The 26867-nt window shown below is 56.8% G+C and carries 21 protein-coding genes; 2 read left to right on the top strand and 19 right to left on the bottom strand.

The features are described from left to right. Positions 1 to 137: 137 nt before the first annotated feature. The 3 genes from fusA to rpsL are packed head-to-tail and all read right to left on the bottom strand — an operon-like array spanning position 138 to position 3131. On the bottom strand, positions 138 to 2255 hold the full coding sequence (gene fusA / locus AC2FGB_RS13960) for an elongation factor G (RefSeq protein ID WP_281995384.1): 2118 nt from the start codon (positions 2253 to 2255) through the stop codon (positions 138 to 140). An 18-nt stretch (positions 2256 to 2273) separates the two neighbouring features. Beyond that, positions 2274 to 2744 carry a 30S ribosomal protein S7 gene (rpsG, locus tag AC2FGB_RS13965; protein ID WP_008756926.1) on the bottom strand — a complete coding sequence of 157 codons (471 nt, stop codon included), beginning with the start codon at positions 2742 to 2744 and terminating at the stop codon, positions 2274 to 2276. A 15-nt stretch (positions 2745 to 2759) separates the two neighbouring features. Beyond that, positions 2760 to 3131, bottom strand: coding sequence for a 30S ribosomal protein S12 (rpsL, locus tag AC2FGB_RS13970; RefSeq protein WP_005621086.1), 372 nt, complete (start codon positions 3129 to 3131; stop codon positions 2760 to 2762). A gap of 386 nt (positions 3132 to 3517) precedes the next feature. On the opposite strand from rpsL, the gene AC2FGB_RS13975 reads away from it, so the two are divergent. After that, positions 3518 to 4324 carry a putative rhamnosyl transferase gene (locus AC2FGB_RS13975; RefSeq protein ID WP_281995385.1) on the top strand — a complete coding sequence of 269 codons (807 nt, stop codon included), beginning with the start codon at positions 3518 to 3520 and terminating at the stop codon, positions 4322 to 4324. Here the strand turns inward: AC2FGB_RS13975 and AC2FGB_RS13980 are convergent. The 5 genes from AC2FGB_RS13980 to rplJ form a co-directional block, all read right to left on the bottom strand. Beyond that, entirely contained in the window at positions 4309 to 5196 is an 888-nt protein-coding gene (locus AC2FGB_RS13980; protein WP_496694133.1) for a DMT family transporter, read from the bottom strand. The genes AC2FGB_RS13975 and AC2FGB_RS13980 overlap by 16 nt on opposite strands. Before the next feature lie 174 nt (positions 5197 to 5370). Next, positions 5371 to 9612, bottom strand: a complete 4242-nt coding sequence (rpoC, locus tag AC2FGB_RS13985) for a DNA-directed RNA polymerase subunit beta' (protein WP_271949832.1) — start codon at positions 9610 to 9612, stop codon at positions 5371 to 5373. A gap of 49 nt (positions 9613 to 9661) precedes the next feature. Continuing rightward, positions 9662 to 13795, bottom strand: coding sequence for a DNA-directed RNA polymerase subunit beta (gene rpoB, locus AC2FGB_RS13990; protein WP_142636910.1), 4134 nt, complete (start codon positions 13793 to 13795; stop codon positions 9662 to 9664). A gap of 250 nt (positions 13796 to 14045) precedes the next feature. Beyond that, a complete protein-coding gene (rplL, locus tag AC2FGB_RS13995; RefSeq protein WP_142636911.1) occupies positions 14046 to 14420 on the bottom strand; it encodes a 50S ribosomal protein L7/L12 in 375 nt (124 codons plus the stop codon). Positions 14421 to 14499: 79 nt separating this feature from the next. Beyond that, positions 14500 to 15018: a 50S ribosomal protein L10 gene (gene rplJ / locus AC2FGB_RS14000; protein WP_142636913.1), complete on the bottom strand. Its 519-nt coding sequence runs from the start codon at positions 15016 to 15018 to the stop codon at positions 14500 to 14502. A gap of 401 nt (positions 15019 to 15419) precedes the next feature. Between rplJ and AC2FGB_RS14005 the strand changes: the two genes are divergently transcribed. Beyond that, the gene (locus AC2FGB_RS14005; RefSeq protein WP_496694134.1) at positions 15420 to 16382 is read left to right on the top strand and encodes a phosphotransferase; all 963 of its coding nucleotides are present in this window, start codon (positions 15420 to 15422) and stop codon (positions 16380 to 16382) included. Between the two features lie 74 nt (positions 16383 to 16456). Here AC2FGB_RS14005 and rplA read toward each other — a convergent pair whose 3' ends face one another. The 11 genes from rplA to AC2FGB_RS14060 all read right to left on the bottom strand — a co-directional run bounded on the left by rplA (position 16457) and on the right by AC2FGB_RS14060 (position 26866). Next, a complete protein-coding gene (gene rplA / locus AC2FGB_RS14010) occupies positions 16457 to 17155 on the bottom strand; it encodes a 50S ribosomal protein L1 (protein WP_142636917.1) in 699 nt (232 codons plus the stop codon). Position 17156: 1 nt separating this feature from the next. Further along, positions 17157 to 17606 (bottom strand): 50S ribosomal protein L11, encoded by a 450-nt coding sequence (gene rplK, locus AC2FGB_RS14015; RefSeq protein ID WP_496694135.1) that lies wholly within the window; start codon positions 17604 to 17606, stop codon positions 17157 to 17159. A gap of 1187 nt (positions 17607 to 18793) precedes the next feature. Next, positions 18794 to 19657, bottom strand: a complete 864-nt coding sequence (locus AC2FGB_RS14020; protein ID WP_496694136.1) for an EamA family transporter — start codon at positions 19655 to 19657, stop codon at positions 18794 to 18796. Between the two features lie 3 nt (positions 19658 to 19660). Continuing rightward, positions 19661 to 20446: a phosphodiesterase gene (locus AC2FGB_RS14025; RefSeq protein ID WP_496694137.1), complete on the bottom strand. Its 786-nt coding sequence runs from the start codon at positions 20444 to 20446 to the stop codon at positions 19661 to 19663. Between the two features lie 207 nt (positions 20447 to 20653). Beyond that, the gene (gene nusG, locus AC2FGB_RS14030) at positions 20654 to 21187 is read right to left on the bottom strand and encodes a transcription termination/antitermination protein NusG (RefSeq protein ID WP_142637254.1); all 534 of its coding nucleotides are present in this window, start codon (positions 21185 to 21187) and stop codon (positions 20654 to 20656) included. Between the two features lie 201 nt (positions 21188 to 21388). Further along, on the bottom strand, positions 21389 to 21586 hold the full coding sequence (secE, locus tag AC2FGB_RS14035; RefSeq protein ID WP_142636925.1) for a preprotein translocase subunit SecE: 198 nt from the start codon (positions 21584 to 21586) through the stop codon (positions 21389 to 21391). 70 nt (positions 21587 to 21656) lie between these two features. Then, complete coding sequence (ccoS, locus tag AC2FGB_RS14040) at positions 21657 to 21815, bottom strand: cbb3-type cytochrome oxidase assembly protein CcoS (protein ID WP_142636927.1); 159 nt, start codon at positions 21813 to 21815, stop codon at positions 21657 to 21659. A 5-nt stretch (positions 21816 to 21820) separates the two neighbouring features. Continuing rightward, the gene (locus tag AC2FGB_RS14045) at positions 21821 to 23998 is read right to left on the bottom strand and encodes a heavy metal translocating P-type ATPase (RefSeq protein ID WP_496694138.1); all 2178 of its coding nucleotides are present in this window, start codon (positions 23996 to 23998) and stop codon (positions 21821 to 21823) included. Between the two features lie 3 nt (positions 23999 to 24001). Next, a complete protein-coding gene (locus AC2FGB_RS14050; RefSeq protein ID WP_271949816.1) occupies positions 24002 to 24460 on the bottom strand; it encodes a FixH family protein in 459 nt (152 codons plus the stop codon). 2 nt (positions 24461 to 24462) lie between these two features. Next, complete coding sequence (ccoG, locus tag AC2FGB_RS14055) at positions 24463 to 25890, bottom strand: cytochrome c oxidase accessory protein CcoG (protein WP_271949814.1); 1428 nt, start codon at positions 25888 to 25890, stop codon at positions 24463 to 24465. A 100-nt stretch (positions 25891 to 25990) separates the two neighbouring features. After that, positions 25991 to 26866: a LysR family transcriptional regulator gene (locus AC2FGB_RS14060; protein ID WP_271949812.1), complete on the bottom strand. Its 876-nt coding sequence runs from the start codon at positions 26864 to 26866 to the stop codon at positions 25991 to 25993. Position 26867: the final 1 nt, after the last annotated feature.

Genomic DNA, 26867 nt, shown 5'->3' on the forward strand with positions numbered 1-26867 from the left:
GTCTTGCCGTGGTCAACGTGGCCAATCGTGCCGATGTTGACGTGCGGCTTATTACGCTCAAACTTTTCCTTTGCCATGATGGCCTCCTTTATCGGTAATGAAGGGAGCCCGCTAATCGAGCTCCCTCAAATTTTCGCTTATGCGTATTTCGCCTGGATCTCGTCCGAGATGTTCTGCGGAACCGGATCGTAGTGGTCGAACTGCATGGTGAACTGGGCACGGCCAGACGACATCGAACGCAAGGTGTTGATGTAGCCGAACATGTTGGCCAGCGGCACAAACGCGTCAATCGCGATGGCGTTGCCACGGTTTTCCTGCCCGGAAACCTGTCCCCGACGCGATGTCAGGTCACCAATGATGCCACCGGTATATTCTTCCGGTGTGATCACTTCGACCTTCATGATCGGTTCAAGCAGTTTCGCACCCGCTTTGCGCATGCCTTCGCGCATACCCATACGAGCGGCGATTTCAAAGGCCAGAACCGAAGAGTCCACATCGTGGAATTTACCTTCGATCAGGGCAACCTTGAAGTCGATCACAGGGAAGCCAGCCAGCGGGCCGCTATCCATGACGGATCTGATGCCTTTTTCAACGCCCGGGATGTATTCCTTGGGCACCGAACCACCAACAACACGAGATTCGAACGAATAACCTTCGCCCGGCTCTGTTGGGGTGATGATCATCTTCACCTCGGCGAACTGACCCGAACCACCCGACTGTTTCTTGTGGGTGTAAACGATCTCGGCTTCGTGACCGATGGTTTCGCGATAGGCCACCTGCGGCGCACCAATATTCGCTTCAACCTTGAATTCACGCTTGAGACGGTCAATCAGGATGTCCAGGTGAAGTTCGCCCATGCCCTTCATGATGGTCTGACCCGATTCCAGATCAGTTTCCACACGGAAAGACGGGTCTTCGGCGGCCAAACGGCCCAGACCCTGGCTCATTTTTTCCTGGTCAGCCTTGGTTTTCGGCTCAACCGCGATCTCGATCACCGGATCGGGGAAGGTCATGGTTTCCAGAACTACCGGATCGCCGGTCGAACACAGAGTGTCGCCCGTGGTGGTGTCTTTCAGACCTGCCAGCGCAATGATGTCGCCCGCGAACGCTTCGGTGATTTCCTCACGTTCGTTCGAGTGCATCATCATCATCCGGCCGATACGCTCTTTCTTACCCTTGGTCGAGTTCAGAAGCGTGTCGCCCTTGGACAGAGTGCCCGAGTAGATGCGGGTAAAGGTCAGCGAGCCAACAAAGGGGTCGTTCATGATTTTGAACGCCAGACCCGAGAACGCCATATCATCATCCGCACGGCGGGCGATGTTACGGGTTTCTTCTTCGTCACCGGGTTTGAAGCCCATGTAATCGACAACGTCCAGCGGGCTGGGCAGATAGTCGATCACAGCGTTCAGCAGCGGCTGAACACCTTTGTTTTTGAACGCCGAACCACCCAGAACCGGAACAAACGCGATTTCCAGAGTACCTTTGCGCAGCAGGGCGCGCAGGGTTGGAACGTCGGGCTCATTGCCTTCCAGGTATTCCATCATCGCGTCGTCGTCCATTTCGACGGCCGCTTCGACCATTTTACCGCGCCATTCGTCAGCCATGTCCTTCAGGCTGTCGCGGATCGGTGCTTTGACCCAGCTTGCGCCTAGGTCTTCGCCCTGCCACAGCCATTCTTCCATGGTGACCAGGTCGATCAGGCCTTCCAATTCGGTCTCTGCGCCGATCGGAATACCAACCGGAACAGCGCGTGCGCCGGTACGGTCTTCGATCATTGCAACGCAGTTGAAGAAGTCCGCGCCGATCTTGTCCATCTTGTTGACGAACACCATCCGTGGAACCTTATAGCGGTCAGCCTGACGCCACACGGTTTCGGTCTGAGGTTCAACACCGGCGTTTGCGTCAAGAACGCAGACGGCACCGTCGAGAACCGCCAGCGAACGCTCAACTTCAATGGTGAAGTCAACGTGGCCGGGGGTGTCGATGATGTTCAGGCGGTGCTTGGGCGAGTCAGCAGTTTCACCGTCTTCAGTGCGTTCCCAGAAAGTGGTGGTCGCAGCCGAAGTGATAGTGATTCCGCGTTCCTGCTCCTGCTCCATCCAGTCCATGGTGGCTGCACCGTCGTGCACCTCACCGATGTTGTGGGATTTGCCGGTGTAGTACAGGATGCGTTCCGAGCAGGTCGTTTTACCTGCATCGATATGCGCCATGATACCGAAGTTACGGTAATGGTTGAGTGTATATTCGCGTGCCATTTCAATAAGCCTCTGGAATTACCAACGGTAGTGGCTGAAGGCTTTGTTCGCCTCGGCCATCTTGTGGGTGTCTTCACGCTTCTTCACAGCGGTACCGCGGGACTGTACAGCGTCCAGCAGCTCACCGGCGAGGCGTTCTTCCATGGTGTTTTCGTTGCGGCCACGCGCAGCAGTGATCAGCCAGCGGATGGCCAGTGCTTCGCGGCGCTCGGGGCGCACTTCGACCGGAACCTGATAAGTTGCACCACCAACCCGGCGCGAGCGAACCTCGACCGACGGCTTGATGTTGTCGAGTGCTTCGTGGAACACTTCGACAGGGGCGCGCTTGATCTTGCCTTCAACGCGGTCAAAGGCGTTGTAAACGATGCGCTCTGCAACCGACTTTTTACCGTCGATCATCAGGTTGTTCATGAATTTAGTCAGTACCTTGTCGCCAAATTTGGCGTCAGGCAGGACTTCGCGTTTTTCGGCGGCGTGACGACGTGACATATCAGCCTCTCCTTCTTATTTGGGACGCTTCGCGCCGTATTTCGAACGACGTTGCTTACGGTCTTTGACGCCTTGGGTATCCAAAACACCACGCAGAATGTGGTAACGGACACCGGGAAGGTCTTTTACACGGCCGCCACGGATCAGAACAACCGAGTGTTCCTGCAGGTTGTGGCTTTCACCGGGGATGTACGAGATGACCTCGAACCCGTTTGTCAGGCGCACTTTGGCAACCTTACGCATCGCCGAGTTCGGCTTTTTCGGTGTGGTTGTGTAAACACGTGTGCAGACGCCGCGTTTCTGCGGGCACTGCTCCAGGTGCATGGACTTCGAGCGTTTTACTTTCGGCTGCCGCGGCTTGCGGATCAGCTGTTGGATCGTTGGCATTCCGGTTATATCCCCGTTTTGCAACACACATGACATGCACGCGTGATGCGTGCGGTTAAATTCGCTGCACTCGTGCGTCCACAAGCGCAAAACCCGCGAGCGTTCCCATTCCGAGGTGAACGTCGCGGTTTGTTATCAGAGGGCGCGAACGATAAAAGAGTTCGGGCCTTGACCAGTTCATTACTGAAATCGGTTTTGGGGCGGCCCCCGGTACCGAGATGTGGCGCGTAATAGGGGGAGTCGGACCCAGTGTCAACAGTACAGCTGATCCGTTCCACATCAGGCCGTTTCGCGCTGGAACCAAAGCTCATCCAGTCTTACCGCCCGTTGCAGGAACAGGTCCGTGCAGGCATAGTCAGCCCATTGGTCTGGACCACGGATGAATCATGCAAATACTTGGCCTGTGTCGTTTTTCCTATCCCGCCCATGGCGGCTTTCAGATCGAACACGAAACGATCGAGGACCGGCGCTCCTATCTGTATCAATCTGACCGGCTGGAAGAGCGGTTTCGCCTGTTTGAAACTACTAGCCTGCCCTGCATAAAAGAGCAAACCGACGAGGATTTTCAGTTTCTCATCGTGATCGGTACATGCCTGCCAAACCCGGCACGCGAACGTCTTTACGACTTAACAGCGGGCATGCCTCAGGTACAGATAATCGCACGCGAACCAAAGCGTCATCGCAGGGTCATGAAAGAAATCCTGAATTCAGCACGCACCAAACCGGACGCCCCCTGCATCCAGTTCCGCCACGATGATGACGATGCGGTTTCGGTCGATTTCGTTGAGCGCTTGCGCATCGCCGCAGATGAGGGTCAGGGCTTAATGCGGAACCACAGAACCGTTGCGATAGACTACAATCAGGGGTTCCTGGCCCGTTTCGGTGCTGATGGCATCAGGGCGGCACAGGTGTATCAACCTTTGCTGGGGGTCGGCTTTGCGATGTACTCCGACGGGGGGAGTGACTTGACGATCATGAATTTCGCACATCACCGGATCGGAAATTTCATGCCCGTTATCAGCTATCCGGACGCACCTATGTGGGTCCGCACGCTTAACCAGTTCAACGATTCTCCGCATGCGCGAAACAGCAAGACCGAGCTGTCCCCCCTAACCTCTGAACAGGAAGGCGAATTCATCGCACGGTTCGCCATCGACCAGGACGCCGTTCGCCGCATTCATTCGGCAGATTGACGCGTCCTTTCACGGAACAGCATGAACATTCCTGCCCCAACCACTAAGGCCGCGCCCGCCATCGTAATCCTGTCGGGCCAGTCCCCAAATACGGCCCAGCCCAAACCCAACGCCCAGATCAGACTGGAATAACGAAACGGCGCGATAAAGCCGATCTCACCAGCGCGCATGACAATGACGCTGAACAAATATCCCGTCAGAACAAAGACTGCAGCACACGCTACCATCGAACCGGCGGCTGCCGGAACCGGAACCCAGCCCGAGACAGAGGTGACAAGAACCGCCGTCAATGTAATCGTCGCGGTTGTTGCCAGCGTTACTGCAAGTGATGGCACATGCACTGACATGCGTCGCGTAATCAAATCCCGGGCAGTTACCGAAGCAACTGCGATCAAAGCATATATCGCGTAGATGCTAAAACCGTCCGTGCCCGGGCGAACGATCAGCAACATACCGGCGAACCCGAAAACGATGGCAAGAATCCGACGCCAACCGATATGCTCTTGAAAAAACAACGCGGCCCCAAGTGTTACGGTCAATGGCAAGGCCAGCAGAATGGCAGTCACGTTTGCCAACGGCATATGAAGCAGCGCGACCAAAAAGAAAATTGTCGCCAACAATTCGGCGAGACAACGTGCCGCGACCAACCACTTGTCATGACGCGGAAAGTTCAGATGCAACGCCCCATAGTACCGTGCCAGAAGATACACCAGAATGGTCGCCAAAACCCCGCGGATGGCAACCATCTGAAACAGCGGTATCTGGGCTCCGGCGGCCTTGATCAAAGTGTCATTGATGGTGAAGGCAGCCATGCTGCCCATCATCAGCAAAGCACCCCTGAAATTCGGCGTCACTCTTTTTGAACTCCGCATTTGGCCACGAAGTGCATTTGGCGGCGTTCAAGAAAGAGATGTCAATATGGCTCCGCCCGCCAATGCTCTGCTAGCATGACATTTCCAATGGCGCTTCATGCAGAGCCACACCCGAGCCTGAAATGAAAAGGCCCCGCGAAATCGCGGGGCCTGATCTTTGGAATGTAGGATCGCTTATTCGCGGCTTTCCGGTGTTTCCACCAGAACATCCAGCTCATCCCCGACCATATCGTCATCCATCATCGGCGCAGCCAGAGCAGCGGCGGCTTCGGCCTCTTCCCGGCGGGCTTCGATGACAACGTTGTCACGCGACTGCGCGACGCGCTGTACGCTTTGCGTTGCGCCACCGGTACCGGCTGGGATTAGACGACCGACGATGACGTTCTCTTTCAGGCCAACCAGTTTGTCTTTCTTACCCTGAACCGAAGCTTCGGTCAGAACGCGTGTGGTTTCCTGGAACGACGCCGCCGAGATGAACGAACGCGTCTGCAGCGAGGCTTTGGTGATCCCCAAGAGGATCGGCTCGCCCTGAGCCGGACGTCCACCGCGGGCGAGGGTCTTCTCGTTGGCCGCGTCGAACTCCTGCTTGTCGACATGTTCGCCTTTCAGCAGGGTGGTGTCACCTGAATCCAGGATCTCCCACTTCTGCAGCATCTGGCGCACGATCACTTCGATGTGCTTGTCGTTGATCTTCACGCCCTGCAGACGATAAACATCCTGCACTTCGTCGATCATGTAATCCGCCAGCGCTTCGACACCCATGATGGACAGGATGTCATGCGGGGCCGGGTTACCGTCCATCAGGTATTCACCCTTCTGGATGAAGTCACCTTCTGCAACCGGGATGTGCTTACCCTTGGGCACCATATACTCGATGGTCTCCATGGACTCGTCAGCCGGCTCAATGCTGATGCGACGCTTGTTCTTGTAGTCGCGGCCAAAGCGCACGTAACCATCAGCTTCTGCGATGATCGCGTGATCCTTGGGACGACGGGCTTCGAACAGTTCGGCAACGCGCGGCAGACCACCGGTGATGTCCTTGGTCTTGGCACCTTCACGCGGGATACGCGCGACAACTTCACCAGCTTCGATCTGCTGACCGTCTTCGATCGACAGGATCGCATCCACCGACATCGGATAGTGAACCGGGTTGCCCGCATCGTTACGGACCGGTTCGCCATCTTCGCCAACCAGAATGATCTCAGGCTTGAGGTCGCTGCCTTTAGGGGCCGCGCGCCAGTCGATCACGATCTTCTGGGTCATGCCGGTTGCATCATCGGTCACGTCGCGGACAGCAATGCCCGAAACCAGATCAACATATTTCGCGGTACCGGACTTTTCGGCGATGATCGGCAGGGTGTAAGGATCCCATTCGAACAGCTTGTCGCCACGGTTCACCTTGGTGCCATCCTTGACGAACAGCTTCGAGCCATAACCCAACTTGTGGTTGGCACGCTCTTCGCCATGTTCGTCTTTGATCACCATCTTCATGTTCCGGCCCATGACCAGGCTTTCGCCCGCGGAATTGACCAGGATCTGCGGGTTCTCGAACGAAACGACACCGTCGTGGCTGGCTTCCTGGAACGACTGCTGACCACCTTGCGCAACACCACCGATGTGGAAGGTCCGCATTGTCAGCTGCGTACCGGGTTCACCGATGGACTGGGCGGCGATGATGCCGACAGCCTCACCCGTGTTGACCATAGTACCGCGTGCAAGGTCACGACCGTAGCAGGTTGCACAGACGCCTTCCTCGGACTCACAGGTCAGAGGCGAACGGATGCGCATCGACGCAACAGCGGCCTCATCAATGATATCAGCCATACGTTCGTCGATCAGCTGACCCGCAGCGACCAGAACCTCATCGGTACCGGGACGCAGAACGTCATCGGCAGAGACACGGCCCAGCACACGTTCGGCTAGCGAAGCAACAACTTCACCGTCGTTTACCGCGGCTTCCGCAGTGATCGCGCGCTCGGTTCCACAATCGAGCTCACGCACGATGCAGTCCTGTGCCACGTCCACCAGACGACGGGTCAGGTAACCCGAGTTCGCCGTTTTCAGAGCGGTATCCGACAGACCCTTACGGGCGCCGTGGGTCGAGTTGAAGTATTCAAGAACGGTCAGACCTTCCTTGAAGTTCGAGATGATCGGCGTCTCGATGATGTCACCGTTTGGTTTGGCCATCAGGCCGCGCATACCGCCCAGCTGTTTCATCTGAGTGACCGAACCACGCGCGCCCGAGTGGGCCATCATGTAGACCGAGTTCGGTTCCTTTTCAGACCCGTCCTCTGCCCGATCCGAAGATGAGATCGTGCTCATCATCGCTTCGGTTACACGATCGTTACACTTCGACCAGGCATCAACAACTTTGTTGTACTTTTCACCCTGAGTGATCAGGCCGTCCATGTACTGCTGTTCAAAATCCTTCACCTGACTACGGGTTTCATCGACGATGCCCCATTTGTCATCAGGGATCACCATGTCGTCCTTACCGAACGAGATACCGGCGCGGAACGCTTCCTTAAAGCCCATCGACATGATCTGGTCACAGAAGATGACCGACTCTTTCTGACCGCAGTAACGGTAGACGGTGTCGATCACCTGCTGCACTTCTTTCTTCCGCAGCAAACGGTTGACCAGTTCGAACGGCGCCTTGTTGTTCATCGGCAGCAGAGCACCCAGGCGCACTCGGCCCGGAGTGGTTTCAAACCGCTGTTGAACTTCATTGCCTTCACTGTCGATCTGAGTAATCCGCGCAGTGATCTTGGTGTGCAGATGCACTTCACCGGCGTCCAGCGCGTGCTGAACTTCGTCGATCGAGCCAAAGACCTTGCCTTCGCCCGGCATACCTTCGCGTTCCAGTGTCACATAGTACAGACCCAAGATCATATCCTGCGAGGGAACGATGATCGGCGCGCCATTTGCTGGCGACAGAACGTTGTTTGTCGACATCATCAGCACGCGGGCTTCCAGCTGGGCCTCAAGGCTCAGCGGGACGTGAACGGCCATCTGGTCACCGTCGAAGTCGGCGTTAAAGGCCGAACAGACCAACGGGTGCAGCTGGATGGCTTTACCTTCGATCAGAACCGGTTCAAACGCCTGAATGCCAAGACGGTGCAGGGTCGGCGCACGGTTCAGCATGACAGGGTGTTCGCGGATCACCTCGTCGAGGATATCCCACACTTCGGGACGCTCTTTCTCGACCAGTTTCTTCGCCTGTTTCACGGTCGAAGACAGACCCTTGGCTTCAAGGCGCGAGTAGATGAACGGCTTGAACAGTTCCAGCGCCATCTTTTTGGGCAGACCACACTGGTGCAGCTTGAGTTCCGGACCGGTCACGATGACCGAACGGCCCGAGAAGTCGACGCGCTTACCCAGAAGGTTTTGACGGAAGCGACCCTGCTTACCCTTCAGCATGTCCGAAAGCGATTTCAGCGGACGCTTATTGGCGCCGGTGATCACGCGGCCACGACGGCCATTGTCGAACAGAGCATCGACGGATTCCTGCAGCATCCGCTTTTCGTTGCGGACGATGATGTCAGGTGCGCGCAGTTCGATCAGACGCTTCAGACGGTTGTTCCGGTTGATGACGCGGCGATACAGATCGTTCAGATCCGAAGTCGCAAAACGACCACCATCCAGTGGAACCAGCGGACGCAGTTCCGGCGGAATCACCGGGATCACGGTCATCACCATCCACTCAGGCCGGTTGCCCGACTCGAGGAAGGATTCAACAACCTTCAGACGCTTGATGATCTTCTTGGGCTTCAGTTCACCGGTGGCTTCGGCCAGATCAGCACGCAGCTGTTCGGCTTCGGCTTCCAGATCGATCTGGGCCAGCATCTCACGGATAGCTTCGGCACCGATGTTCGCGGTGAACGCGTCCATGCCATAGGCATCCTGCGCGTCCATGAACTCTTCTTCGGTCAGCATCTGACCATAGGAGAGGTCGGTCAGACCGGGCTCGATGACGACATAGTTTTCAAAGTACAGAACGCGTTCCAGATCGCGCAGCGTCATGTCCAGCATGAGACCGATGCGGGACGGCAGCGATTTCAGGAACCAAATGTGTGCGACGGGCGCGGCCAGCTCGATATGACCCATACGCTCGCGGCGGACTTTCTGCAGGGTGACTTCCACACCGCATTTCTCGCAGACAACGCCGCGATATTTCATCCGCTTATATTTACCGCACAGACATTCGTAATCTTTGATCGGGCCAAAGATACGCGCGCAGAACAGACCGTCACGTTCGGGTTTGAACGTCCGGTAGTTGATGGTTTCGGGTTTCTTGATCTCGCCATAAGACCAAGAGAGAATCCGTTCCGGGCTGGCCAATGAGACCTTGATCTCGTCAAAGACCTTAGGCGGCGTCAGCGGGTTGAACGGGTTATTGGTAATTTCCTGGTTCATTTTGCGTCCTTACAAATTGGGATGGGATGAGTTTGGGGCGTTGCCGCCCCTACTCTTCCTCCGCATCCAGGAGTTCCATATTCAGGCCGAGGCCACGGACTTCTTTCACCAGAACGTTAAACGATTCCGGTACGCCCGCTTCAAAGTTATCCTCGCCCTTGACGATCGACTCATAGACCTTGGTCCGGCCGGCGACGTCATCCGATTTAACGGTGAGCATCTCCTGCAGGGTGTAGGCGGCGCCGTAAGCTTCCAGAGCCCAGACTTCCATCTCACCAAAGCGCTGACCACCGAACTGCGCCTTACCACCCAGCGGCTGCTGGGTAACCAGGCTGTACGGCCCGGTCGAACGCGCGTGGATTTTGTCATCCACAAGGTGGTGCAGTTTCAGCAGGTACTTGATGCCCACGGTCACCGGACGTGCAAACTGCTCACCCGTACGACCGTCGAACAGAACCGACTGACCGCTTTGCGAGAAGCCCGCGCGCACCAGAGCGTCATTGACGTCTGCCTCTTTGGCGCCATCAAAGACCGGAGTCGCGATCGGAACACCACGGGTCACGTTGCCCGCAGCCTCGATCAGGTGACCCTCGTCCATGCCAGTGATGCCTTCTTCATAGACATCGTCGCCATAGGCCAGCTTCATTGCTTCGCGAACCGGGGTCAGGTCGCCAGAGCGGCGATATTCACCCAGCGCGTCGTCGATGTTCAGACCCAGACCGCGCGCGGCCCAACCCATGTGGGTTTCAAGTATCTGACCAACGTTCATACGCGAAGGAACACCCAGCGGGTTCAGACAGAAGTCAACCGGCGTACCATCGGCCAGGAACGGCATGTCTTCCATCGGAACAACCTTGGAAATTACACCTTTGTTCCCGTGACGACCGGCCATCTTATCGCCCGGTTGCAGCTTGCGCTTCACGGCGATGAAGACTTTGACCATCTTCATCACACCCGGCGGCAGGTCATCGCCACGACGAACCTTCTCGACCTTGTCCTCGAAACGGGCGTCCAGAGCACGCTTTTGCACTTCGTACTGCTCGTTCAGAGCCTCAACGATCTGTGCGTCCTGCTCATCTTCCAGCGCCAGCTGCCACCACTGACCACGGGTCAGGGTTTCCAACAGGTCCTCGGTGATCACCGACCCTGGCTTGACGCCTTTCGGGCCTTTGACCGCGGTTTTACCCATGATCAGGCCTTGCAGGCGCGCATAGATGTTGCGGTCCAGGATCGCCAGCTCATCGTCCCGGTCACGGGCCAGACGTTCGACTTCCTCACGCTCGATCTGCAGCGCACGCTCGTCTTTCTCGACACCGTGACGATTGAAGACGCGAACTTCGACGACCGTACCGTAATCGCCCGGTTTCACGCGCAGCGAGGTGTCGCGCACGTCAGATGCTTTTTCACCAAAGATGGCGCGCAGCAGCTTTTCTTCCGGGGTCATCGGGCTTTCGCCCTTCGGAGTGATCTTGCCGACCAGGATATCGCCCGGTTCAACATCCGCGCCGATGTAAACGATGCCCGCCTCGTCGAGGTTACGCAGCGCTTCTTCACCGACATTCGGAATATCGCGGGTGATCTCTTCCGGACCCAGCTTGGTGTCACGGGCGGCGACTTCAAATTCCTCGATATGGACCGAGGTAAAGACGTCGTCACGCGCAATACGTTCCGAGATCAGGATCGAGTCTTCGTAGTTGTAACCGTTCCACGGCATGAACGCGACGACCACGTTCTTACCCAGGGCCAGTTCACCCATATCAGTCGACGGACCATCGGCAATGACCTCGCCTTTCTGGACGGTGTCACCCACTTTGATCAGCGGACGCTGGTTGATGCAGGTGTTCTGGTTCGACCGCTGGAATTTGCGCAGACGATAGATGTCAACGCCAGCGTCGCCCAGTTCCAGATCCTCAGTCGCGCGGATAACGATACGCTGGGCATCGACCTGATCGATGATACCGGCGCGTTTCGCCTGAATCGCAGCACCTGAGTCAATCGCAACCTTTTCCTCGATTCCGGTACCAATCAGCGGCGCCTCGGCCCGCAGCAGCGGAACCGCCTGACGTTGCATGTTCGAGCCCATCAGAGCGCGGTTAGCATCGTCATTTTCAAGGAACGGGATCAGCGATGCAGCAACCGATACCAGCTGTTTTGGGCTGACGTCGATCAGGTCCACATTCTCGCGCGGGGCCAGAGTGTAGTCACCTGACTGACGGGTCGAAACCAGATCGTTGATGAACTTGCCATCCGAATCCAGTGTCGCGTTCGCCTGTGCCACCGTGTGACGCATTTCCTCGGTCGCGGACATGTAGTGAACCTCATCGGTCACCTCGGCGTCTTTGACGACACGGTACGGTGTTTCGATGAAGCCATACTTGTTCACACGGGCAAAGGTCGCCAGCGAGTTGATCAGACCGATGTTCGGGCCTTCCGGCGTTTCAATCGGGCACATCCGGCCATAGTGTGTCGGATGAACGTCGCGCACCTCAAAGCCCGCACGCTCGCGTGTCAGGCCACCGGGGCCAAGCGCCGAAAGGCGGCGTTTGTGGGTAACTTCCGACAGCGGGTTGGTCTGGTCCATGAACTGCGACAGCTGCGACGAGCCGAAGAATTCGCGGACAGCAGCAGCAGCCGGTTTCGCATTGATCAGGTCCTGAGGCATGACGGTGTCGATCTCGACCGACGACATACGCTCTTTGATCGCGCGCTCCATGCGCAGCAGGCCAACGCGGTACTGGTTTTCCATCAGTTCGCCGACCGAACGCACACGACGGTTGCCGAGGTGGTCGATATCGTCGATGTCCCCTTTGCCGTCACGCAGTTCAACCAGAGCCTTGATGCAGGCCACGATGTCTTCGCGGCGCAGGGTGCGCAGCGTATCGGGCGCATCCAGAGCCAGACGCATGTTCATCTTTACACGGCCAACGGCGGACAGGTCATAGCGCTCGCTGTCAAAGAACAGCGTTTCGAACAGCGCCGAGGCCGCTTCGACGGTGGGCGGCTCACCCGGGCGCATGACGCGATAGATATCCATCAGCGCTGTGTCGCGGCCCATGTTCTTGTCTGCCGCCATGGTGTTGCGCATGTAGGGGCCGACATTGATGTTGTCGATATCCAGAACCGGAATATCAGTGACGCCCGCGTCGATCAGCTCTTTCGCGGTGCCTCCGATCAGCTCGCCGTCTTTGTCGTATTCCAGCGTCAGCTCATCACCAGCTTCGACATAGATCGCGCCGGTTTCTTCGTTGATGATGTCCTTGGCGACAAACTTCCCGACGATGTGATCGAATGGAACCAACAGCTCGGTGACGTTGCCTTCATCGATCAGCTTCTTGACCGCGCGCGGGGTAACTTTCTTGCCCGCTTCGGCAATCACTTCACCGGATTTGGCGTCGATCAGGTCATAGGTCGGACGCGTACCGCGTGCACGCTCGGGGAAGAACGGTGCTATCCAGCCCTTCTTCTTGTCCAGCTTGTACGACACCGTGTTGTAATAGGCGTCCATGATCGCTTCTTGATCCAGACCCAGCGCATACAGCAGCGTTGTCACAGGCAGTTTGCGGCGACGGTCGATACGGGCGAACACGATGTCCTTGGCGTCGAACTCAAAGTCCAGCCAGCTGCCGCGATACGGGATGATGCGGCAGGCAAACAACAGCTTGCCCGAGGAATGGGTCTTGCCCTTGTCGTGGTCAAAGAACACACCGGGCGAACGGTGCATCTGGGACACGATCACACGCTCGGTACCGTTCACAATGAACGTCCCGTTTGGTGTCATCAGGGGCATATCCCCCATGAACACGTCCTGTTCCTTGATGTCTTTGACCGACTTGGCGCCAGTGTCCTCGTCGACATCAAACACGATCAGACGCAGAGTGACTTTCAGCGGCGCGCTGTAGGTCATGTCGCGCTGCATGCACTCTTCGACGTCGTATTTGGGTTTTTCCAAATCGTATTTCACGAACTCCAGAACGGAGGTTTCGTTGAAATCCTTGATCGGGAAAACCGACTGGAACACGCCTTTGATGCCTTCGCCGTCTGTCGGCACATCTGCATCGCCGGAGCGCAGGAATAGATCATATGAAGATTTTTGTACCTCAATGAGGTTCGGCATCTCCAGCACTTCGCGGATTTTGCCGTAATATTTCCGAAGACGTTTCTGGCCAAGGAACGATTGAGCCATGTCAGATGTCACCTTTCGATGTTCTCAGCGGACAAAGACACCGTCGGGCCCCGGTGCTTTGCACATTAGAGACAACACGTCCGGATCAATTCGTGGCCACCGTCCCGAATGGCGGCCTCCCGATCCATGAACCGCGTCTTAGAAAACACCCCAATCCATGAGGTCCTTTCTAAGACAGGTTCGGCTGGACCCGGATTTCTCCGGGACCAGCCAAATTTCCGGTGCATCTGCGATGCACCAAAAGACTGACTTAGGCCAGTTCGACCTCGGCGCCAGCTGCTTCCAGCTTGCCTTTGATGTCTTCGGCTTCGTCTTTCGACACAGCTTCTTTGATCTTGCCGCCAGCTTCGACCAGCTCTTTGGCTTCTTTCAGGCCCAGACCGGTGATGCCGCGAACTTCTTTGATCACGTTGATTTTCGAAGCGCCGGCGTTCTTCAGAACGACGTCGAATTCGGTTTTTTCTTCCTCAGCTGCGCCACCGGCGTCGCCACCGGCTGCCATGACAACTGCGCCGCCTGCTGCGGGCTCGATGCCATATTCGTCTTTGAGGATGGTTTTCAGTTCTTGTGCTTCCAGCAGGGTCAGACCCACGATGCTTTCTGCGAGTGCTTTCAGATCAGCCATTTTATCAGCTCTTTCCGTTTACAGTGTGTGTTCCAACGTCAGGGTGACTACCCTACGCAGATCATTCAGTGCCAACCGCTTACGCAGCTTCCGCCTTCTCTTCGATGGTGGAAAGGATGCTTGCGATGTTGCTTGCAGGTGCGCCAATTGCGCCAGCGATGTTCGAAGCAGGTGCGCCCAGCATGCCCGCGATAGTAGCAATAAGCTCCTCGCGCGAAGGCATTTTGGACACGGCTTCAACGCCGGCACGATCCAGAGCGTTCTCACCCATTGCACCGCCAAGAATTTCGAACTTTTGGTTCTCTTTGGCGTAGTCCTGGGCCACTTTGGCTGCTGCCACAGGGTCCTCAGAATAGGTCAGAACGGTCATCCCCGTCAGCAGGTCGGCAATGCTTTCACATGGCTTTCCGTCGAGGGCGATTTTGGCGAGCCTGTTCTTGGCAACACGCACGGCACCACCCGCGTCACGAGCACGTGCGCGAAGGTCCTGCATCTCGGCAACTGTCAGACCGGCGTAGTGTGCAACCACTACGACGCCAGAGCTTTCGAAGATTTGGCCGAGCTCGTCGACCACTTTCTCTTTCTGGGCTCTATCCACAGTTTTCTCCAAGTTAGGGGTGATATCTCACCCCGGCTCATATTTGCCGCAGCTTACGCTCCGGCGTTCAGGTCCGTTGTTACGGGATTAGCCAAAATTCGCCCGAGGATCGAAGCCCTCAGAATTCTTTGGTCTTACCCGTCTCAGGCAGGGAATTAAGGGGTCAGATGACACCACCCACCGTCTTGGACGAAACAAAATAAAGCGCACGACGAATCGCACGCTTTACTTCGCAGCTCTCTTTATGGCAGTTACGCCGGGTTTCCAAGGGGTAAATTGGGCCAAAACCGGAAATGATCGAGCAGCGCAGCCGGCATCGGAACAGTGTCCTAGATTGACATGTTCCATACGCTGAGGTCCAGTCTGGCTAAGCCCCTTTCTTCTTAGGTATCCATCCCTGAATGCTGACTCTCACCACAGACGAATACGAACGCGCGCGCGGCTTTGTTCAGGAGTTCCTGGATCAAACGCCAGAGGATGGACCGGCGGGTTTCGAGTGCGTCTATCGTTCTCATGATTTTGCGGGCTCGCGTATAGTGCTCAGGGTCCGAGGTGCGCGCCAGGACTATGCCCTAAAGGTCGATACGGAATCGCCCGGGACGGGACGTTTGCGCGATGAGTTTGATATGCTCAGAAAGCTGACCGACCACTTTGCGCAGTACGAAACCGCGGGGGTTGTCGATCCAGTCTATATTTCACCGGGTGAGGCGTTTTTTGTGACGCAGTTTATTGACCGCCCCACCGCTGCGGATCTTATCCATAACAGCCTGGATGACGACCAGATCGGCCGCATCTATCGCCGCGCCGGATCGTGGCTGAACGAGCTGCACAGCTTTCAACCCATCAAGACCTATGATTTCCGCCCTAGCTGGATGATCGACAGGCTTCAGGCTTTGCTACGTCTTGCCCCGGACACACCACAGCCCTGGGGGCGGAATATGGTCCAGCATCTGACTGACGAGGCATTACAGCTAAAAGGCACCCCTGAACTGTTGGTCCTTGCACACGGAGATTGTCACAGTCAAAATCTGATCGTCGGGCAAGGCGAAATGATCGGCCTGGATTTTACCGAAACGCGGGAAAAGCTGGCTGTATATGATATTGTCGACTTTCTAAAGTCCGATATCTTTCGCGATGGCACTGATGATCAGGTTGATCAAAGCGGCATCCTGAAAACGAACAAAGACATGTTCTTTCGAAAATATCGCCATCCAATTCAGATGGACGTTCTGGATATGTGCATGCGCGCACGTCTGGTGATGGATTGGCTGGACTTATGGCGATTGGACAGATCCTGCAGCGAATACGAGAGCTTTCGCAGAGACCGCCTGAACCTGCGCCTGCAAGCCGTGTATCGTGTATGAGTGAGGACTGAAAAAGAAAGACCCGAACAGCCTTTACCGTTCGGGTCTAGTCATTTTAGCTATAGGCTAGGGGCTTATTCGCCCGCAGCAGCAGCCACATCCAGAGTCACGCCTGGGCCCATGGTCGAGCTCAGCGCGATTTTCTTCATGTAGGTGCCTTTGGCGCCTGTTGGCTTGGCTTTGGCAACAGCGGTCACAAATGCACGAACGTTTTCTGCCAATTTGGCTTCGTCGAAGGACGCTTTGCCAACGCCAGCGTGCACAACGCCGCCTTTTTCAGCTTTGAACTGAACTTCGCCGCCTTTAGCTGCTTCTACGGCCGCTTTCACGTCCATGGTCACAGTGCCAACCTTGGGGTTCGGCATCAGGTTGCGGGGGCCCAGAACTTTACCAAGACGACCAACGATGGGCATCATGTCCGGGGTTGCTATGCAACGATCGAATTCAATGGTGCCGCCCTGAATGGTTTCCATCAGGTCTTCTGCACCAATGATATCCGCCCCTGCTTCTTTCGCTTCGTCAGCCTTGGGGCCACGAGCGAATACAGCAACGCGCATTGTTTTACCGGTGCCATTCGGCAGGCCAACAACGCCACGAACCATCTGGTCCGCGTGACGGGTGTCAACGCCCAGGTTTAGAGCGATTTCGATGGTCTCATCGAATTTCGAAGTTGCGTTGGCTTTGACCAGGGCAACTGCTTCTTCGACCGACAGGTTTTCCTTGCCAGCGACAGCTTCGCGCGCAGCGCGGGTACGTTTACCGAGTTTTGCCATCTTACTTCACCTCGATGCCCATAGAGCGGGCCGAGCCCAGGATGATCTGCATTGCGCCTTCGACGTCGTGGGCGTTCAGATCTTTCATTTTGGCTTCGGCGATTTCGCGAACCTGCTTCGAGGTCACGGATGCCACGGTCTCACGACCTGGGTTTTCCGCACCACGGGGGCGATTACGCTTGCCAACCGGCTTCAGGCCAGCTGCTTTCTTCAGGTAATAAGACGCTGGTGGCGTCTTGATGTCCATGGTGAAGGACTTGTCCTGATAATAGGTGATCACGGTCGGGCAAGGCGCGCCTTGCTCCATGTCTGCGGTCTTGGCGTTGAACGCCTTGCAGAATTCCATGATGTTGATGCCGCGCTGACCCAGCGCCGGACCAACTGGCGGCGACGGGTTCGCCTGACCTGCAGGAACCTGCAGTTTCATTGTACCAGCAAGCTTCTTGGCCATTTGGTTTTCCTTTCAACTAAAGTGAAACGCGTTTCACCCAGATTATGTTGCGTGGTCCGATCCGGGATCGCGATCCCGGTAATCTCCCACGAGAGAATCTCGCCCAAAGACGATAGAGGCGGCATTTACAGGGGAACGGAAGTGTTGGCAAGGGTTTGAATCACGGCCTGAAGCAGCCACATCGAACCCAAACCGACCCTCGCACAAAAGCTAAGCAACAGCAAACCAGCATCTGTCATCGCCCAATGAGATTGCACCCGCTACATGCACAACCTTGCGGGCTATCAGAGCAACTTAGCAGCCGCCATAATTCTTGTTTCCACTCGCCGTGATTGTGTAGGTTCCGCCTCTTGGACCCGTGTAGCATCGTGAGGTCACGCGCCTAACGCTGGCAACCGGTCGGCGGTACGAAGATACTCGCCTGATCTGAGCACCCCACTCACACGCGAGACCATCGCCATCAAGATCCATATTATGTGGATCAGATACAGGTCCACCAGAGGCTAAGAAGAACCTTTGCGCTGCTGCGCCATTCGGAAAGTCATCACAATCATAGTCACCCCCTGCTGCCTCGGATGAAAACGGTCGCTCGTAGGATTTGGTCCCAGCTGTAGACAGGCTGTACTGACCATAATTGCTATAACCACATTGGTTTACTTTTCGAGCAGCCAGCTCTGCTTCGATCATCAGTTTCCCCCGCAATGTCGTACTTGGGAGCCGATATGCGGAACACAGCTCTGCGGACGATGCGCGCGCTACTTTCGAGGACAACACTTCGGGTGACAAAACATCAGCGGTACACGCAGCCAAAATCAAGAAAACAAAATAGATGAACGCACGCATGAAAAACGCCTTGTGGTCACTTTTCGGAAAAAACATTCGGTCAAATCAATAGGGCAGTTATGTACCAACCCAGATCATCAATGTAAACGTTCAGCCAGCCAAGATGCCACACTGGCTAGGGCAATGCGGCCCCTCAAAATCCACCGAATAAATTTTGCCTCCTGCCTCTGGTCATCCACGCCCTCGACCATCCCGTCAAAATCCACGAATGGACCAGAGTAGGCCGTGACCTTCTCGCCGATTTCGAACGAGATCATCAGTTTGGGCGCTTCGCCACCTCGCCGAGTGATGTAGAAAACCTGGTGCAACTCTGCCTTGCTTGCCAGTTGTCGCGCAAAGGCTAATCAGGACTGTGTGATTGCCAATATCCCAAGCGCGATCAGGCAGGCCCAGCCGATGCGGTGAAGAAAGCGCGGCTCTTTCAGGACGAGCGCGGCAAGGACTACGGATACCGGAATCGAGGCCTGCCGGACCGCGCTGACAGGTGCGGCCTCGGCGCCTAACTGGAAAGCTTTCAGGATAAAAAGATAGGATAGATAGGACGCAATCCCTGCTAATACGATCCGCCACGGGGCGAGTGTCCAGCCTCGTACCACGCCTAGAAATGGGGTCGACATATGGCGATCTTCCCAGGCCCGGATGCCGGCAAGGGTCAATGTCACCAGGATATAACAGTAGAACAGGAAAGGCGCGGGGGTTGTTTTTTGCATAGCGCCTGCATCGCTCAGCGAATAGGCGGCCGAGCCAAGCATCGCCATGACAGCCAGCGCAAAAGCCTTGTGATCATGCAGCAATCCGCCCGGAGATTTCTGGATCATCAGGCTGCCCATCAGGACCAGCGAAATCCCCACAAGGATGAGCCACGAATACTGTTGATCCAGCGCAAGCCAGCTAAAGGCAACGATGGCAATCGGCGAGGACCGGATGACCGGATAATACACCGAAAGGTTGCCCCGGCGCAGGGCTGAAAGGGTGCCATAGTAATAAAAGCTCAACCCCAGGGAAGAAACCAGCACCAGAGGCCAGACCTCGCGGCTGAGGGTCAGGGGCTGGCCAACCAGTCGGGCGTGAAGTGCCGCAAGAATGACCCAGGTCAGCGCTACACCAACATAACAGGACACCGGATGCGCCGTGTCTTTCAACAACAGATCCCGCAGCGGATGTGTCGCCGCCGAAATCAGAACCAGAACAATCAGGCCAAGTTCCATATCTCAGGTCTGATGAAGCGGATTGCGCTGCAGAAAGGTGTTATAGTGCACAGTCATCTGGTCGTCCGCGATCTGCACAACACCATAGGCTGGCGGTTCATCACAGAATTCCCCGTCAACACTGTCGGCAGTCAGAGGGATTTGGTGATTGAGGCTGGGCAGGCTGGTGAACGGGATGCCACGCCAGTTCACATAGGTCATGCGATGGACATGCCCATAGAAGACGTGGCGAATGTTACGCCCGTGACCGAGTGTTTCAAAAAACACTTCGGCTTCGACCAGGCGGATGTCGTCCACATAGGGAATGCCGATGTCAAAAGGCGGGTGGTGCATGAACAAATAGCAGGGCTTATCCCCCGCCGAGATCAGCTGTTCTTTCAGCCAATTCAAGCGCAAGCTGCACAGCTGACCTTCATGCATATCCGCACCGTCTTTTGTCGTATCCAGAAAGATAAACTTTCCCGCGTCGGTCTCGATGCTGTGCTGAACAAAGCCATTTGAATCGACAGGGTCATCCGTAAAGACCGTTCTGAAAACCTGACGATCATCATGGTTGCCGATCATCAGGTGACAAGGAAGCTGGAAATCGTCCAGATGTGACTTGAGCACCTGATAGGCTTCAGCCCTTCCAAACTCGGCCAGGTCGCCGGAAATCACGCAAAACGCTGCATCCGAATGCCATTTGGCGATGTCCTCAAGGCAACGGGAAAATTGGGTCGAAGGAACGCCGCCATTCAGGTGACCGTCTTGGTCAACAAGGTGGATATCTGTGATATGTATGAATTTCATCTACCTGCCCACTTGCCTTGTATGGTTGTCCAAATATGCCAGGCGGCCGGGTTCCATCCCGATTGGTTACGACAAAGATTATCCCGATTTCGACAGATCAGTTCCGCCCTGATTTGCCCGGGTCAGATAACGGGCTGAAGGCTCCAAAACAAGAAACGCCGCAGTGCCCAGGGCAACGCGGCGTTGTCAAATTTCGCTAATTTGAAATTAGCTTTGTTTGGTGACCTGAGTGAAGTCCAGCTCGACCGGGGTTTCCCGACCAAAGATCGAGACCGAGACCTTCAGCTTCTGGTTATCGTCATCCACACCTTCGACCATGCCGTCGAAATCCTCGAACGGACCGTCATTCACCTTGACCTTCTCGCCAATTTCGAACGAGATCATCAACTTGGGCGCTTCTTCGCCCTCCTGGACACGGTTGAGGATCTGGTTCACCTCGGCATCGCGCATCGGCATCGGGCGGCCTTGCGGACCCAGAAAACCAGTGACCCGGTTGATCGAGTTGACCAGGTGATACCCTTGATCCGACATTTCCATATGTACCAGCACGTAACCCGGCATAAAGCGACGTTCGGTTGTGACTTTCTTGCCCCGGCGCACTTCGATCACCTCTTCGGTGGGCACCAGAACTTCGTCAATGTCATCCTCAAGGCCCTGCTCGGCCACCGACGTGCGGATCTGCTCTGCGATCTTCTTTTCGAAATTCGAAAGAACGCTGACCGAGTACCACCGTTTCGCCATGAACCTGTCGTCCTTGTTTGCCTTCGGCTGCATTCCATGTACCGGAAAAGCCGTTATTGAAAATCTGTCGCGTCATCCGGAATAAAAAGCGGCGCACAGCCCGAATCGCCGCACGCCCATTCCGAATAGTACCGCGTCACCTACTCTGACATCGCAAGCTGTGCAAGGGGGCAGCGACGTTTCCGACCTGCCCGGCCCGGTTTAACCGAACATGCCCAGAATCAGCTGCAGGCCACCACGAATACCAAGATCGACCAGCGCAAAGAACACAGCCGTCAGTGCTGCCATGATGAACACCATGACCGTGGTCAGCAACACCTCGCGGCGGGTTGGCCAGACGACCTTTGAAACCTCGGCACGGACCTGCTGAATAAACTGGATCGGATTCATAGTTGCCATTTGGCTTTGTTCTCTCTGCTAGCGGATGGGCCGGACATAACCGGGCATTGAGGCAATTTCAAGGGGGCCGTCAGGGCTTGGGCTTATCGTCCCATTCGTCGCTTAGAATGCGGCGCGCATCGCCTTCGGGGTCGTCATATTGGTTCGACCGAACGGTATAGATGAACGCAAACAGGCCAACCCCTCCCAAAAGCAGGGAAATCGGTATGAGATAGGCCAGAACTTCCATTCAGATCACCTTAGCCGCAGCGCGTTCAGAGAAACGGTAATGGACGAGGTCGACATTGCCAATGCCGCGATCAGCGGCGTGGCTAGGCCCGCAACCGCCAGTGGCACTGCAATGATATTATAGATGGTTGCAATACGGAAGTTCTCGCGAATCCGTTTCGTTGCCTTAACCGCAGTATCGCAGGCACCCGCAATCGGCGACAGGTCGTTACCCAACAGCACGATATCGGATGCCACGCGCGCAGCATCTAGCGCCGAGGCCGGTGAAATCGACACATGCGCCGCGGCCAGCGCCGCCGTGTCGTTCAGCCCGTCACCAACCATCAGGACGTGGCAGCCTTGATCCCGCAGGCTTTGCACATGGGTTGCCTTGTCCTGCGGCAGGGCCTGCGCAATCCATGTCTCAATCCCCAGCTTACCGGCCAGCGTCTCAACCGCGCCTTGCGTATCGCCCGAGATCAAAATGACCTTTTTCCCCTCATCGCGAAACGCCTGAACCGCCTCAGCCGCACCGGCGCGCAATGTGTCCGAGAACAAGAACACTGAAGGCGCCCGCCCTGCTAACGACAGCCAGGCCGCAGTTTGTTCAGCCTCTTGCCCACCGGTCCATTCGGCGCGTCCCAGACGCACGGGATGGTCCTGAAAGATGCCTTCGGTGCCGTACCCCGGAACTTCAGAGATCCCCTCGACATTTGCGGGCGTGACCCCCGCTTGACGGGCAGCCTGCGCCAGCGCAACAGAGAGCGGGTGCGACGAGGCCTCGGCCAGTGCCAGTGCGATTTCCAGATCGCCGGGCGCATGATCCGCAAGATTGGTCAGCTCCGGCGTTCCCGAGGTCATCGTTCCCGTCTTGTCGAACACAACCGTATCCACCTCGGCGAGGCGTTCCAGCGCTGTGGCGTGTTTGATCAGCATCCCTTTGCGGAACAACCGGCCCGAGGCCGCCGTCGTCACCGCCGGTACGGCCAGACCCAGCGCACAGGGGCAGGTGATGATCAGCACCGCCGCTGCGATATTCAGCGCGGTGCGGATATCGCCGGAATAGATATACCAGCCCAGAAAGCTCAGCGCCGACAGGATATGCACGCCCGGTGCATAAAGCTTGGCTGCCTTATCCGCCAGCGAAGTATAACGCGACCGCCCAGATTCCGCGATGGCCACAAGATCGGCCATGCGGTGCAGCGATGTATCCTCACCCACAGCTGTCGCCCGTACGGTCAATGGACCCGTTAGATTTACCTCGCCAGCACTGACCGTCAGACCGGTTTCCGCAAATACCGGCAAGGTTTCACCCGTCAGCAGCGATCGGTCGAGCTCGGATTGCCCGGAAACGATTTCGCCATCCACCGGCATTCGGCCTCCGGGACGTACCAGGATCAGATCACCCACGCTCAGCGTTGCGACGGGCACCTCAACTTCTTGACCATCGGCCAGCCTGATCGCGCGCGGAACTTCCAACGCGGTCAACTCCTCGGCTGCGGATCGGGCGGCGGCGCGGGTACGGTAGTCCAGATAGCGTCCGGCCAGCAGAAAGAACGTCAGGGTCAGGGCGGCGTCAAAATAGGCGTGCTCACCACTCAGCGCGGTTTCCCACAGCGATGTGGCCAATGCCAACAGGATTGCCAACACGATCGGCACATCCATATTCAGGCGACCGACGCGCAAGGCGCTCCAGGCATTGGCAAAGAAGGGCTGCGCCGAAAACGCGATCGCAGGCAAAGCAATCGCTGCCGAAATCCAGTGGAACATGTCGCGCGTTGCATCGGTTGCCCCTGACCAGACAGAGACAGACAGCAACATTACATTCATCGAGGCAAAACCAGCCACCGCCAACCGCATCAACAGGTCGCGACCAGCTTTGTCGGACTGCGTGGCAGACAGGGATCCAGGGTCCAGCTCGTGCGCCTCAAAGCCTACGCGTTCAAGCACCGGGATCAGATCGGCGGCGCGCAGATCGGGCGCGGCTTTGACCATCGCACGTTTCAAGGTCAGGTTCACGCGCGCGTCCTCGACCCCGGGCTGGGCATTCAATTCACGCTCGACCGTGGCAATACAGGCCGAGCAGTGAATTCCCGGCAATGACAGCGCGATCTGCACATCCTGCGGGATCGGCCTTGCGGGCTCTACCGGGGCGGCGATACAGCCGGGGCAAGCTGCGGTGCCAGAGGACATCTGCGCAGACATCCCCTAGCCTTTCACATAAAGCGGCACGCGCTGTGCAAACTCGGCCCCGCTGTGATCTTTGGCAACCAGCCGAATGTTCCAGTTGCCCGGACCCAGCGATGCCGGAGTCGCATATGCAGTCCCGTCGAATATGAAATCAGGAGCAAAATCATCTTTGACATGGGTCGCGCGGCCCACAACGGCCTGCAGGTCAGCCACCTTGACCGGTGCGCCCGTCTGATCGGTTATATGCAGGATCAGCAATCCGCCCGAAATCTCGGCGCGGATAAACCAGCCCAGCGCCTGATGTTCCTTCAGGCGTTCGTTGAATTCCTGGCTGGCGACATAGGAATTCTTGACCTCGAGCCCCGGAAAGGTCTTCACCGCGCTATAGGCCAGAACCAGGTTCACCGTGATGATCACGCCAAAGGATGCAACGAACACAGCAAGCGCATGTTTGCCGGTGAATTTACGTTCAGCCATGTTCAGTTCCCTCGTCCGTTAAACGTGGTGTCCTTATAGGCGCGCTCACCGCTCTGCAGGTCTTCGACCCAGATGCGGACCGGCGTCGTATCCAAAGTTGCTGGCCCGGTGTCGCCCGATGCGACGATGTAAACACGGGTCAACTGTGCCGTATCCGCCGTCACATTGACAGTCTCACCTTCAACCCCCTCGATCTGTATCTTCAGGGCCGGATCACCGGACAGGGTCAGTTGGAATGGGCGGTCCTCGCCATGTTTGTTCCGCAGTCGTACATCATAAGTGTTACGGATAGTTCCGTCAGAAAGGGTTACAAATGTCGGGTTTCGCACCGGCGCTACGGTCAGATCAATGTCAGAACGGATGAACAGGGCGAACAAAAGCGCGAAGCCAACCGCAGACCACATACCCGTATACATGATGGTCCGAGGCCGCAGGATGTGTTTCCAGACATTCTTGGGCGGATGACCGGCGCGTTCACTCGATTCGTCGCTCAACGCCATGTAGTCGATCAAGCCACGCGGCTTGCCAATTTTGGCCATCATGTCATCGCAGGCGTCGATGCACAGCGCACAGGTGATACATTCAAGCTGCTGACCGTCGCGGATGTCGATACCGACAGGGCAGACATTCACACAGGCCATGCAATCAATGCAGTCCCCAAGATCGGAATCCGCGGTCCGCTTGCCTTTGCCGCGCGGTTCACCGCGCCATTCGCGATACCCAACCACCAGAGTATCCTCGTCCATCATCGCGGCCTGAATGCGCGGCCAGGGACAGGCGTAAATACAGATCTGCTCGCGTGCGAACCCACCAAACAAAAAGGTCGTCCCCGTCAGGATCAATATGGTTGTATAGGCGACCGGATGTGCATCTCCGGTCACTAGGTCACGGACCAGCGTTGGCGCATCCGCGAAATAGAACACCCAGGCACCACCCGTTGCCAGACCAATAAACAGCCAAGCGACCCATTTGGTGACACGCAGCCTTGCTTTGTGGAAATCCATCTTTTTCTGACGATGCAGGCGCAGACGGGCGTTTCGATCACCTTCGATCCAGCGCTCGACCAAGATATACAAATCAGTCCAGACGGTCTGCGGGCAGGCATAGCCGCACCACACGCGCCCCAGCGCCGATGTAAACAGAAACAGGCCCAGACCGGCCATGATCAGCAACCCGGCCACGAAATAGAACTCGTGCGGCCAGATCTCGATCCAGAAAAAGTAAAAGCGCCGGTTGGCCAGATCCAGCAGCACCGCCTGGTCCGGGAGGCTGGGACCGCGATCCCATCTGATCCAGGGTGTGACGTAATAGATCCCCAGCGTGACCGCCATGATGAACCATTTCAGGTTGCGAAACGGGCCGGACACGCGGCGGGGAAAGATCGGTTCGCGCGCTGCGTATAGGCTGGGGGCGGGGTCGGAATCGCTCACGGGCTGGCTCCAGATGTAGCTGTTCTACGGCGTCTTCTTCCAGATCATACGGGCAGCCACTTTGACATGGGTCAAAAGCGCATCGTAAAGACACCTTTTGTCACATCTTACCAGCTTGCCGCCTGAGCCACCTGATAAATATCTTCACCCCAGGACGAAGCGGCATATTTCCGGTGACAATATGGTATCCGCGCCCGTCGGGTTCGCGGAACAGTTCGACCAATCGACCCGCAATGATATCCGCTTCGACAAAATGCCGCACGGTGGCCGTCACACCCTGCCCGGCGCGCACTCCCTCAAGCAGCAGGTTTCCCGGCAAGGCGATGCGGCCAGCGCCGGGGCTATGGCCCACGCCGTGACGGGCCAGCCATTGCGTTGCCTCCGTTGTGCCGAACTCCTCAAGCCAGGGCAGACGGCTGAGTGCTTTAGGTGTCACAGGTGCCCGCCCAGTCAACAGGGATGGCGCGGCGACAATCACGATCGGACTTTGCAACAGCAGTTCGGCCGTCACATCGGGCCAGTCCCCTGCCCCATATCTGATCGCCAGATCCACGCCGCCCGGGCGCAGATCGACCAACCGGGGCGAGGGATCCAGCGCAAGGTGAATGCCTGGATGCTCGGCCTGAAATGCGGGCAAGCGCGGCATAAGCCATGAAGCTGCGAAAGAGGCCGTCAGCGATACGTGGACCGGACGATCCTCGGTTGCACGCTTCAGGTCAGTGACCGCCGCACCTATGGCCCCAAATCCCAAATGCAGGGCACGCGCCAGAACCTTGCCCTCGGCCGTCAGGGTCATGGATTTACCGGATCGGTCCAGAAGGGCCAGATCCAGGTGTTTTTCAAGCGCACGCAGTTGTTGGCTGATCGCTGCGTGACTGACATTCAGCGACGCCCCTGCCTGAACAACATTTCCAGTCTCAGCAAAGGCAGAAAAGGCGCGCAAAGCCGCAAGCGGCGGCATATCCATCCAGTTCATC

The organism is Ruegeria sp. CDSC021 (assembly GCF_059610845.1).